Here is an 11,258-nt window from a genome sequence, read left to right as displayed (position 1 = left end):
TGCCGGCGGCAGATTGAAGCGCGGGGCTAAACGATGTCCTGGCTCTTGGCGAAGCGGGTGATGGCGCGCTGGGTGCCGCGGTTCGCCAGGACCTGGATGACGGTGCTCACCGATGCGGAGATCAGGGCGAACGTCAGGGCCGAGTGCAGGCTGGTGGGCACATCCTCGTCCTTGCCGGTGGGAGGCTTCCGGCCTGTGGTCTTCTCCCAGACGGTGTTGACCACCTTGGTGCCGACGAAGCCTGCCACCAGCGAGATGCCGGTGCCGAGCAGCTTAATGAAAAGGTTCATTCCTTGTACTCCTTGCGGGCAGAAAACGGACTGACCCCAGCCTAACGGCCCGGCGCCGTAATTTTCCCCGCCGCCATTGGCCGCTGCGGTGTAAACTGAACCAGCCCTCAGGGGCCGCATCATTCGGAAACACATCATTCAAACGACAGGGGAGCGCCGCCGTCGGGCATCACTGGCTCAGCCAGGAACCCGTCCGGGCGCTGAGAGTGCGGGAAGCCGCAGACCCTCGAACCTGATCCGGTTAGTACCGGCGTAAGGGAGTCGAGTTCTCGAAGTGCCCGGCAACACCGTCCAACGCGGTTGCCGGGAGCACTTTCCCCTCCTGTTACCCAGGAGGATCACCATGGCAACTGCAGCAATCAAGAAGACCCCCGGCAAGTCCTGGCGCGTCGTGGACATCGTGGTGGCGGCGCTGATCGCCATCGCCGGCGGCGTCATTTTCTGGGCCTGGTCCCAGGGCGCGCTGGCAGTGTCCGGCCCGATGAACGCCATCTACCCGCCCCTGACCGGCCTGATCGCCGGCGGCTGGATGATTCCGGCCGTCCTGGGCATGCTCATCATCCGCAAGCCCGGCGCGGCGCTGTTCTGCGAGACGGTCGCAGCCACGGGCGAGCTGCTGATGGGGTCGCAGTACGGCACGTCGGTGCTGTTCTCCGGGTTCGTCCAGGGCCTCGGCGCAGAGATCATCTTCGCGATCTTCGTCTACAGGAAGTTCAACCTGCCGGTGGCACTGATCGCGGGCGCCGCTGCCGGCCTGTTCTGCGGGCTGAACGATTCGTTCTCCCCGTGGGGCTGGAACATCGCCTACTCCGCCGGCGACAAGTTCGCGTACATCCTGTTCACCAGCATCTCCGGTGCGATCATCGCCGGTGCGCTGTCCTGGATCGCCACGCGCGGCCTCGCCCGGACCGGCGTCCTGAGCCCCTTCGCCTCCCGCAAGGCGGCCACGGAGCCCGTCTTCTCCTGATGTCGGAACCTTCCGGCAGCGCCTCCGCCGTCCGCCCCGCCGCGGTGGCCGCCCGCGGCTGGGGCTGGCGGCACGCCGGGCGCACCAAGCCGGCCGTCCAGGGCCTCGACCTGGACATCGCGCCGGGGGAACGTGTGCTCCTGCTCGGCCCGTCGGGTGCCGGCAAGTCCACGCTGCTCCACGCCCTCGCCGGGGTGCTGGGGGACATGGACGACGACGGCGAGGCCGGCGACGCTGACGAGTCCGGTTCGCTTCTGGTCGATGGAGCTTCCCCCCGAGGCCGGCGCGGCCGCGCCGGACTGATGCAGCAGGACCCGGAGACGCAGGTGGTTCTTTCGCGCCTTGGTGACGATGTCGCCTTCGGCGCCGAGAACCTGGCCGTTCCCCGTAACGCCATCTGGGCGCGCGTGCACGAGGCGCTGGCCGACGTCGGGCTTTCCCACCTGCCGCTGCACCACCCCACGTCTGCGCTGTCCGGAGGGCAAAAACAGCGGCTCGCGCTGGCGGGCATCCTGGCGATGCGCCCAGGGCTGGTCCTGCTGGACGAGCCCACCGCCAACCTGGACCCGGCTGGCGTGCTGGAGGTCCGGGACGCCGTGGGCCGCTGCCTGGACAAGACCGGCGCCACGCTGGTGGTGGTGGAGCACCGTGTCTCCGTCTGGAAGGACCTGGTGGACCGGATCGTGGTCCTGCAGCCGGGGTCCGCTGCGGACCCCGCTGTGCTGCTGGACGGGCCGCCGGACCGGGTGCTCACCGAGGCCAGGGCGATGCTCATGGCCGCCGGCGTATGGGTGCCCGGCCACGTGCCGGCCACGCGCGCACGTGCGGCCATGCCCTCACCGGGCTCCGGCGACCTCCTGCTCGCGGCCGAAAAGCTGGGCGTCTCCAGGGAACGCGCGCGCCGCAAGGGATTCGGCAAGATCCCGCCGGTCCCGGTCCAGCGCGATGTCACGGCGCAGGTGCGGGCTGGCCAGGCCCTGGCCATCACGGGGCCCAACGGGGCGGGGAAGTCCACGTTCGCGCTGACCCTCGCCGGGCTCCTGGAACCGGTGGAAGGGAAGGTTTCTGCCACCGTTGGCCTGAGCCGCGGCGCGGGAATCGACCCGTACCAGTGGAAGGCGGAGCAGCTGATCGAACGGATCGGCACCGTGTTCCAGGAGCCCGAGCATCAGTTTGTCACCGGGACAGTGCGGGACGAACTGCTGTTCGGTCCGCGGCACCTCGGGCACGGCGAAGAACGGGTTGACGAACTGCTCGAGCGGCTGCGGCTGACGGCCCTGGTGGACGCGAACCCCTACACACTCTCCGGAGGCGAGAAGCGGCGGCTCTCTGTGGCAACGGTCCTGGCCGCGAGCCCGCAGGTGCTGGTCCTCGACGAACCGACGTTCGGGCAGGACGCCAACACCTGGGCAGAACTTGCGTCCTTCCTGTCCGAGCTCCTGGACCAGGGCACTTCCGTCGTGGCAGTAACCCACGACGCCGAATTCACCGCCGCCCTCGCCGGTGCCGAGCTGCACATGGCAGCGCCGGAACGGGTGGCATCGTGACGGGGGCAGCGCGGCAGGAACTGAACCTGCGCGGCAACCAGGCGCTGCTCACCCGTGCCAACCCCCTGAGCAAGTTCGCGGCGGTCTTCCTCATGACACTGGTGCTGGCGCTGTCCATCGACTGGGTTTCAGCCTCCGTGGCGCTGGTGTTCGAACTCCTCCTGTTTCCGCTGGCAGGGCTGACCTTCGTGCTGCTGTGGCAGCGCGGGTGGCCGCTGATCCTCGCCGCGGCGGTGGGGGGCTGGAGCACCTCCATCCTGGCGCCGGACAGCGGAAGGACGCTGATCGACGTCGGGCTGTGGACCATGAGTGAAGGGTCCTTGGAACTGGGCGCCGGGTTCATGCTCCGGGGGCTGGCGATCGCGCTGCCCGCGGTGCTCCTCATGAGCTGCACCGACCCGACGGACCTCGCGGACGCACTGGCACAGAAGGCGCGCCTGCCGCACCGGTTCGTGCTGGGCACCCTTGCCGCCATGCGGCTGGTGGGCCTGCTGGCGGAGGAATGGCAGACCATCGGCATGGCGAGGCGGGCACGCGGCGTCGGCTCGCGGGGAAATATGCTGCAGAGGGCCAAAGCCACCCTCGGGCAGAGCTTCGGGCTGCTGGTCCAGGCGATCCGGCGGGCATCCCGGCTGGCCGTGACCATGGAGGCGCGCGGGTTCGGCGGCGGGCCGCGGACTTGGGCACGGGAGTCCACGTACAGCCGGCTGGATCTCTGGGTGTTTGTGGGTGGCGCGCTGATTGCGGGGCTGTCGGCGGCCGCCGCCATCTCCGCCGGGACCTGGAACATGGTGTGGCTGGAGAACTGAGACTCTGCCCTTGGCTGCTTTGCGAATATCGCACGTGTCGGGTAACTGGCCGCGGGGATCGGCGTGCAGGTGGATCTGGAACCGCCGTCGTAACTCATCGATGATATATTTGGTGGTATGACGCAGGAAACCACCGAACACGTAGCTGCCATGCTCAGGAACGCCCGCGGCGAAAAGGGCTGGACGCAAGGACAGCTGGCGGCCGAGCTCGGAACCAGCCAGAGCGCCGTGGCCCGGATGGAGCAGGGCAAGCAGAACCTGAGCCTGAAGATGATCCAGCGGCTCGAAACCATCTTTGAACGCAGCATCGTGAACGTGGGCAAGCCGCGGATGACCCACCTCCGCGTGGAGGGTGGCCGCACGCTCTCCGGCGCCGTGGACGTGAACAGCAGCAAGAACGCCGGCGTGGCACTGTTGTGTGCGAGCCTCATGAACCGCGGGACCACCGTCCTCCGCCGCCTGGCGCGCATCGAGGAAGTGAACCGGATTGTCGAGGTGCTGGTGAGCATCGGCGTCGAATGTACCTGGCTCAACGACACCGACCTGCGCCTGCGCCGCCCGGCCGCGCTGGACCTGGCCGGCATGGATATCGATGCCGCCCGCCGCACCCGCAGCGTCATCATGCTGCTGGGGCCGCTGCTGGACGAGACAGCCGAATACCGCCTGCCGTACGCCGGTGGCTGCGACCTGGGTACCCGCACCGTCGAGCCGCACATGCAGGCGCTGCGCCAGTTCGGCCTGTCCGTGGAGGCCTCTGCCGGTTTTTACACTGTCCAGGCACCGCCGGCGGATGCCCGCGAACGGTCCTTCGTGCTGACCGAGCGCGGCGACACCGTGACCGAAAATGCCATCATGGCCGCCGCGCACCGCGAGGGCACTACCGTTATCCGCAACGCAAGTCCTAATTACATGGTCCAGGACCTGTGCTTCTACCTGCAGATGCTGGGTGTGGCCATTGAGGGCGTGGGAACCACCACACTTCGGATCACCGGTCGCCCTCGGATTGAGGCCGACGTCGAATACTTCCCCTCCGAAGACCCGATTGAGGCGATGAGCCTGATCACCGCCGGGATCGTGACCAATTCCGAGGTGACCGTGCGCCGTGTGCCGATTGAGTTCATGGAGATCGAGCTGGCCACGCTGGAGCAGATGGGCCAGCAGCTGGAAGTCTCGGGTGAATACATGGCTCGGAACGGCCGCACCCGCCTGGTGGACGTCACCACCAAGCCGTCGGAGCTGCGGGCGCCCGAGGACAAGATCCACCCCATGCCGTTCCCCGGGTTGAACATCGACAACCTGCCGTTCTTCGCGGTGATTGCCGCCAACGCTCACGGCCAGACCATGATCCACGACTGGGTTTACGAAAACCGGGCCATCTACCTCACGGAGCTGAACCGGCTGGGTGCACAGGTGCAGCTGCTGGATCCGCACCGCATCTACGTCAACGGGCCTACCAAATGGCGTGCCGCCGAGGTGGGCTGCCCGCCGGCGCTACGGCCTGCCGCCTGCCTGCTCCTGGCCATGCTCGCGGCCCGCGGCGTGTCCGAGCTGCGGAACATCTACGTGATCGAGCGCGGCTACGAGGATCTGGCGGAGCGGTTGAACACCATCGGCGCCAAGGTGGAGTACTTCCAGGACTGAGTATTCACGGTTCGTCATGAATGTGACGTTTCGCCGCGCAAACGCCACATGCTCCCGCAGAATGGAAGTATGCGTACATTCGGCGTTGAGGAAGAGCTTCTGATCGTCTCTCCGGAAACGGGGGAGCCGCTCGCACTGGCCGACGTCATGCTGTCCGGACGGCGCGTGGCCGCCGACGATGCGCCGCAGGGCTCCCACTCCCCGGGGCCGCAGGCCTTTGTGCCGGGAACGGAGGTGCTGGAGCCCCGCGACGTCGACCCGCACTCCCTGGAGAAGCGGGACGAGACGATTTACGACGACGACGAGATGGGCTTGAGTGCCGAGCTCAAGCTTGAGCAGATAGAGACACAGACGCGGCCGTGCCTTGAGTACGGGGTGCTGCTTGAGCAGATCAAGGCGGGCCGCACCCTGGCGGATCTTGCGGCCCGGAAGAGCAACGCACGGGTGGCGGCCCTGGCCACCTCGCCGCTGGCATCAGCTACCCACACCACTCCGGACCCGCGCTATGCGCTGATGCTCGAACGCTTTGGCCTCACGGCGCAGGAGCAACTAACCTGTGGGTTCCACGTTCACACGTATGTTGAGTCGCCGGACGAAGGCGTTGCTGTCCTTGACCGGATCCGCGACAAGCTGGCGGTCCTTACTGCCCTCAGCGCTAACTCGCCGTTTTGGAACGGGCAGCAGACGGGTTTCGAGAGTTATCGGACGCAGGCGTGGAACCGGTGGCCGACCGCAGGACCGTCGGCAATTTACGGTACTTACCCGGCATATCGGCGGGTGGTCACCCGGCTCCTGGACAGCGGGGTGATGCTCGACGAGGGCATGCTCTATTTCGACGCACGGCTGTCCCGGAACCACCCCACGGTGGAGGTCCGGGTGGCGGACGTCTGCCTGCGGGCCGAAGATGCAGCCCTCATCGCCCTGCTGGTCCGGGCACTGGTGGAATCCGCCAGCCGTGAATGGCGGGCGGGAGTCGATCCCGCACCGGTGCCGACCGTGCTGCTGAGGATGGCGTCCTGGCAGGCCAGCAGCAGCGGTCTTAGCGGGGAACTGCTGGACTTTGGAACCTTCAGGCCCGCGCGGGCCACGGATGTGGTCCGTTCCCTGTTGGACTATCTTGCGCCGGTTCTCGATGAGCAGGGGGAGCTGGCCGTTGCACGGCAGGGTGTGGAGGACATCATCGCGCGGGGTACGGGCGCGGCCGAGCAGCGCCGCGTCCGGGACAGGGTTCTTTCCGGAGCTCCGCCGGAGGACTTCGGATTCGGTGCCGTGGTGCAGCACGCCGTGAAGCTGACCATGCGTGACGCGCTCGACCCGTCCGACCTGGACGCCGTGCCCGACCTGCTGCGGGTCCGGCAGTCCTAGGCCCTCAGGGCGGTGACGTCCTCGGCAGGCTGTGGTGTCGTAGGCTGGACTGCAAATGCGCGGGGGGCTGGCGGTGCACAGGATCAGCAGGTGGCGGTACAGGGAGAAAGTCCGCCGGAGGGCTTCAGTGGAGCGTGCCCTGGACGAGGCCCGGGAGCGCTACAGGTCGCTGTTCCAACACAATCCCCACGCCGTTTACTCGTTTGACCTCTCCGGCAGGTTCCTCTCGGCGAACCCCGCGTGCGAGCGGCTGACGGGTTACACGGAAGAGGAACTGCTGGAGTTGCAGTTCCAGGACATAGTTGTTCCGGAGAAGCTGGCCCGGACTGCCGCCGCGTTCAAACGGGCGGCGACGGGTGAACCCCAGCATTACGAGTCTGCCCACCTGCGCAGGGACGGCCGCCGCGTGGATATCGCAGTGACCAACATGCCTATCGTCGTCGCCGGAGCCGTGGTTGGTGTATACGGGGTCGCGGAGGACATCGGCGAGCGCCGCCGGGCGGACGAAGCTCTGCGGGAAAGCGAACGGTACTACCGCAAGATCCTGGAAGAGATTGCCGAGGGCTATTTCGAGACCGACCTGGCCGGCAACATGGTTTTTGCCAACGATGCACTTTGCGGACTCTTTGGCGGTTCCCGCGACGAGGTCCTGACGCTGACTACCAAGGATTTTTGCGCGCCTGCCGAGGGCGACAGGATAGCGCGGCATTTCAGCAGGATACGCGCCGGCGGAGCTCCGGACCCTGGCTTTGAATGGACGCTGATACGCAAGGATGGTGAACGGCGCGTGGTGTCCACGTCTGCCTCGTTGATCCAGGACGCGGATGGAGAGCCGGCCGGTTTTCGGGGCATCACCCGCGATGTCACCGAACGCAGCCGCGCCCAGGAAGCGTTGAGGCGCAGCGAAGAGCGGTACCGCCTGGCCATGCGGGCTACCCAGGAGGTCCTATGGGACAGTGACCTGGAAACCGGCAGGACCGTGTGGCATGGCGCGGTCCGGTCGATGTTCGGAATTGTCGGACAGACCTTCGTGCAAGCTGGCGAATGGTGGGAGTCGAGACTCCACCCGGACGACAAGCATTCCCTCCTTGACTCCGTGGCCAGGCTATTTGGCTCCAAGGATGAGATGTGGAGCAGGGAGTACCGGTTCCGCCGCCAGGACGGCAGTTACATGGATGTCTTTGCCAGAGGGCATGTGGTCCGGAACCAGTCCGGCCAGGCCATCCGCTTTGTCGGGTCGATGATGGATATCAGTGCACAGAAACGCAGCGAGGCGGAGCTCGAACGGTTGGCCTTCATTGATCCGTTGACCGGCCTGGCGAACCGGAGCCGGCTGCTTGCGCAGCTTGATGACGCCTTGGCCAAAGCACACAGCTCGGGCAGTGCCGTGGCGGTCTTCTTCCTGGATCTGGACCGGTTCAAGCTCATCAATGACGGAATGGGGCATGCAGCAGGGGACAGCCTGCTCGCCCAGTTCGGCGCCCGGCTCACCGCAGTCATCCGGACCCAGGATGTTGCCTCGCGCTTCGCCGGGGACGAGTTTGTGGTCGTCTGCAGCGACACGGATGAGGAGAACGCCCGGAAAATAGCGGACAGGATAGCCTCGGCTGTCCAGGAGCCCTTTACCATCCAAGGTAACGAGTTGTTTGTCTCAGTGAGCATCGGAATCGTCCTCTCGGAGCCGGGCGACACAGCAGACTCCCTCCTCCACCGCTCCGACGCTGCCATGTACCACTCCAAGGCTGACGGGAAAGGGGCGGCGTTCCTGTTTGACGAGAAGATGCAGCACCAGGCCCTTGAGGTCATCAACATTGAGTCCCAGCTTTCCCGTGCCATAGAACGGAACGAACTGGAACTGTACTACCAGCCGGTCCTTGACCTGGAGGACTTCAGGCCGATCGGCCTTGAAGCCCTGGTCCGCTGGAACCGGCCAGGCGTTGGGATGGTGACTGCCGGGGAGTTTATCCCCATCGCGGAGAAGTCCGGGCTGATTCTCCGAATCGGCGCCTGGGTGCTGCAGGAGGCTCTGCAGCAGGCCCGAATCTGGCGTCAGTCGCTCCCCGGGGCGGAGGGTCTCGCCATCGGGGTGAATATCTCCGCCAGACAATTGCAGGACCCCTCGATCTTCGACGAAGTCCAGAAGGCAATAGCCGCAGTAGGAATCCAGCCGGACGCCGTCGTGCTTGAAATTACCGAGTCCGAACTGGTCGGTGACCTGGATGGCTCCGTCCAGGTCCTGGAGCGGCTGCGGAAACTGGGGGTGGGAATAGCTGTGGATGACTTCGGAACGGGATATTCCGCCCTCAGCTACCTCAGCCGCATTCCGGCCAACGTCATCAAAATCGACCGGTCTTTCATCAGGCCGCTGGGACGGGAAGGCGCTGCACGCGCACGCGCCCTCGTCGCCGCCATCATTTCCATGGCTGCCGCGCTGGACCTGGTAGTGGTAGCCGAGGGTGTTGAAACTGACGGCCAGGCGGCCGAGGTAGCAGGACTGAACGCTCGGCTGGGCCAGGGCTACCACTGGTGCCGGCCCCTTCCCGGCGCCGCAATCGAGGAGTGGCTGCGTACGCAGTACGCCTGGGTAGCCGCGGAGCGTGCACAGGGCCGTGACTGCCTTAGATTTGCTTCAGCGCCTGTTCAAGATCGCCGATAAGGTCGCTCACGTCCTCAAGGCCCACGGACAACCGGACCACTCCGTCAGTCAGCCCGATGGCCGCGCGTCCCTCCGGACCCATCGCGCGGTGCGTGGTGGTGGCAGGGTGCGTGATGAGCGACTTTGCGTCGCCCAGGTTGTTGGAAATGTCAATGATGCGCAGCCCGTCCAGCAGGGCGAACGCCGCGTCCTTGCCCGTCCGGCCGGCGCCCGCTGCCAGTTCGAACGTCAGCACTGTCCCTCCGGCCCGCATCTGCCTGGCCGCCAATTCGTACTGGGGATGTGATTTCAGCAGCGGGTACTTGACCCACTGGACTGCAGGCTGTTCCTCCAGCCACTTTGCCAGCCGCAGTGCTGTGGAGGAAGAGTGGTTCACCCTTAGTGCCATGGTCTCCAGGCCCTTGGTCAGCACCCAGGCGTTGAACGCCGACAGTGCGGGGCCGGTGTGCCGCATCAGCTGCTTCACGGGCCCCTCGATGAACTCCTTGGTGCCCAGGATCGCTCCGCCCAGCACCCGGCCCTGCCCGTCGATGTGCTTGGTGCCCGAGTAGACGATGACGTCGGCGCCCAGGCCGCCGCAGCGCTGCAGCAGGGGCGTGGCAAAGACATTGTCGACGACGACCGCGGCCCCGGCGGCATGCGCCAGGTCGCTGACCGCAGCAATGTCCACGATTTCCTGCATCGGGTTGGACGGGGATTCAAAGAAGACGGCAGTAGTGGGCTGCGACAGGGCCTCGCGCCACTGGTCCAGGTCCGGGCCGTCCACGAACACCGTCTCCACACCCCACCGGGGCAGGATTTCGTTGAGAATCACGAAGCAGGACCCGAACAGGGAACGGGCGGCAACCACGCGGTCACCGGCAGCCAGCAGGGCACCCAGGGCGGTGAATACCGCGGACATGCCGGACGCCGTCGCAAAGCACGCCTCGGTTCCCTCGAGGAGGCGCAGCCGTTCCTGGAAGGTGGCCACAGACGGGTTGCCGTAGCGGGAGTACACGAACCGCTCGTCTTCGCCGGTGAATGCGCGCTCGGCGGCGGCGGCGGATTCGTAGACGAAGCCGGAGTTCAGGAAGACGGCCTCGGACGTTTCCTGGAAGTTGGTGCGGTCCAGGCCGCCGCGGACAGCCTGGGTGTCAGCGCTCCAGGTGGCGGCATCCGGGTTGAACGTCACTCGGAGATCCCCAGGTTGGTGGGCAGGCCGCTGTTCTTCCAGCCGTTGACCGTCCGCTCACCGTGCCGGTCAGGGACGCCCTCGAACCCTTCAAGGATGTTGTACGACGTGAAACCGGCCTGCGTGGCAGCGATGGCGGCCGAGATGGAACGCTGGCCGGAGCGGCACAGGAAGAGCAACTCGGCGTGGGGGTCCTCCGGCGCCTGGCTCCGCAGGTCATTGATGAAGTCAGGGTTGGGAATCCCGCCGGGAAAGGTCCACTGGATGAACAGCGGGTCGTTGTCCGTGGCGTTCGTGTCCGGGATGCCGATGTGCGCCCATTCGCCTTCGGTGCGTACATCCACCAAGATGGCGCCCTGCTCCAGTTTGGCCCAGGCCTCGTGCGGCGTGAGGTCGCCTGCGTAGCTCACGCGTGTCCCTCGCCGTCGAACTCGAGGTCCGGAGATTCCAGGTCTTCGACGGCGGTGGCCACGGCGGCGTCTGCGGAGGCGATGGCGGACGGCAGGATCAGGGCCTGCGCCACGATGACTCCCGTGCCGTTGAACGTGGCCGCCGGGCTGCCGTGCAGGACGTAGCCCTCGGAGAGGGCGGTCGAAATACGCTCACAGAAGGCGCGGTCATCGGGGCCCGTAATCAGGCGGTAGGACAGTTTTTCTTCAGGGGCGGATGCGTCAGACACGACAGAACTCCTTCTCTCACGCTTGCAGCTCGAATGGGTCGATATGCCGAGTATTCACCTGAGGCACCCCGCCGCGAAAGGGAGGGTTGCCGACCGGCCAGTCAGGGCTTGGCGCCGGTTCTCATTACTCCCC

Annotated in this window: 10 protein-coding genes and 2 riboswitches; of the genes, 6 read left to right on the top strand and 4 right to left on the bottom strand. The window is 66.3% G+C overall.

The window, feature by feature from the left end; all coding sequences use genetic code 11:
* Positions 1 to 26 precede the first annotated feature (26 nt).
* A complete protein-coding gene (locus ACIQC0_RS14250; protein ID WP_377214098.1) occupies positions 27 to 290 on the bottom strand; it encodes a DUF4235 domain-containing protein in 264 nt (87 codons plus the stop codon).
* 137 nt (positions 291 to 427) lie between these two features.
* Positions 428 to 567: riboswitch (TPP riboswitch) on the top strand.
* 66 nt (positions 568 to 633) lie between these two features.
* Here ACIQC0_RS14250 and ACIQC0_RS14245 point away from each other — a divergent pair.
* From ACIQC0_RS14245 to ACIQC0_RS14220, 6 genes are all read left to right on the top strand, one after another.
* On the top strand, positions 634 to 1,257 hold the full coding sequence (locus tag ACIQC0_RS14245) for an ECF transporter S component (protein ID WP_400535847.1): 624 nt from the start codon (positions 634 to 636) through the stop codon (positions 1,255 to 1,257).
* The gene (locus ACIQC0_RS14240; protein ID WP_400535844.1) at positions 1,257 to 2,804 is read left to right on the top strand and encodes an ABC transporter ATP-binding protein; all 1,548 of its coding nucleotides are present in this window, start codon (positions 1,257 to 1,259) and stop codon (positions 2,802 to 2,804) included. Before ACIQC0_RS14245 ends, ACIQC0_RS14240 begins: the two co-directional genes overlap by 1 nt.
* On the top strand, positions 2,801 to 3,613 hold the full coding sequence (locus tag ACIQC0_RS14235; protein WP_400535841.1) for an energy-coupling factor transporter transmembrane component T family protein: 813 nt from the start codon (positions 2,801 to 2,803) through the stop codon (positions 3,611 to 3,613). Before ACIQC0_RS14240 ends, ACIQC0_RS14235 begins: the two co-directional genes overlap by 4 nt.
* Positions 3,614 to 3,730: 117 nt before the next feature.
* Positions 3,731 to 5,254: a UDP-N-acetylglucosamine 1-carboxyvinyltransferase gene (locus tag ACIQC0_RS14230; protein WP_400535838.1), complete on the top strand. Its 1,524-nt coding sequence runs from the start codon at positions 3,731 to 3,733 to the stop codon at positions 5,252 to 5,254.
* 69 nt (positions 5,255 to 5,323) lie between these two features.
* Positions 5,324 to 6,619: a glutamate--cysteine ligase gene (locus ACIQC0_RS14225; RefSeq protein ID WP_400535835.1), complete on the top strand. Its 1,296-nt coding sequence runs from the start codon at positions 5,324 to 5,326 to the stop codon at positions 6,617 to 6,619.
* A 127-nt stretch (positions 6,620 to 6,746) separates the two neighbouring features.
* Positions 6,747 to 9,275 carry an EAL domain-containing protein gene (locus ACIQC0_RS14220; RefSeq protein ID WP_400535832.1) on the top strand — a complete coding sequence of 843 codons (2,529 nt, stop codon included), beginning with the start codon at positions 6,747 to 6,749 and terminating at the stop codon, positions 9,273 to 9,275.
* Here ACIQC0_RS14220 and ACIQC0_RS14215 read toward each other — a convergent pair.
* The 3 genes from ACIQC0_RS14215 to ACIQC0_RS14205 are packed head-to-tail and all read right to left on the bottom strand — an operon-like array spanning position 9,238 to position 11,125.
* A complete protein-coding gene (locus tag ACIQC0_RS14215) occupies positions 9,238 to 10,446 on the bottom strand; it encodes an O-succinylhomoserine sulfhydrylase (protein ID WP_400535829.1) in 1,209 nt (402 codons plus the stop codon). The two genes, ACIQC0_RS14220 and ACIQC0_RS14215, sit on opposite strands and share 38 nt — an antisense overlap.
* On the bottom strand, positions 10,443 to 10,856 hold the full coding sequence (locus ACIQC0_RS14210) for a rhodanese-like domain-containing protein (RefSeq protein ID WP_377214106.1): 414 nt from the start codon (positions 10,854 to 10,856) through the stop codon (positions 10,443 to 10,445). The genes ACIQC0_RS14215 and ACIQC0_RS14210 overlap by 4 nt, the downstream gene beginning before the upstream one ends.
* On the bottom strand, positions 10,853 to 11,125 hold the full coding sequence (locus ACIQC0_RS14205) for a DUF1737 domain-containing protein (RefSeq protein WP_377214107.1): 273 nt from the start codon (positions 11,123 to 11,125) through the stop codon (positions 10,853 to 10,855). The genes ACIQC0_RS14210 and ACIQC0_RS14205 overlap by 4 nt, the downstream gene beginning before the upstream one ends.
* A gap of 13 nt (positions 11,126 to 11,138) precedes the next feature.
* Positions 11,139 to 11,254, bottom strand: a riboswitch (SAM riboswitch).
* Positions 11,255 to 11,258: the final 4 nt, after the last annotated feature.

Origin of the sequence: Pseudarthrobacter sp. NPDC092419 (assembly GCF_044755045.1) — a bacterium.
GTDB lineage: Bacteria > Actinomycetota > Actinomycetes > Actinomycetales > Micrococcaceae > Arthrobacter.
This window is presented reverse-complemented; position numbering and strand designations above follow the sequence as displayed.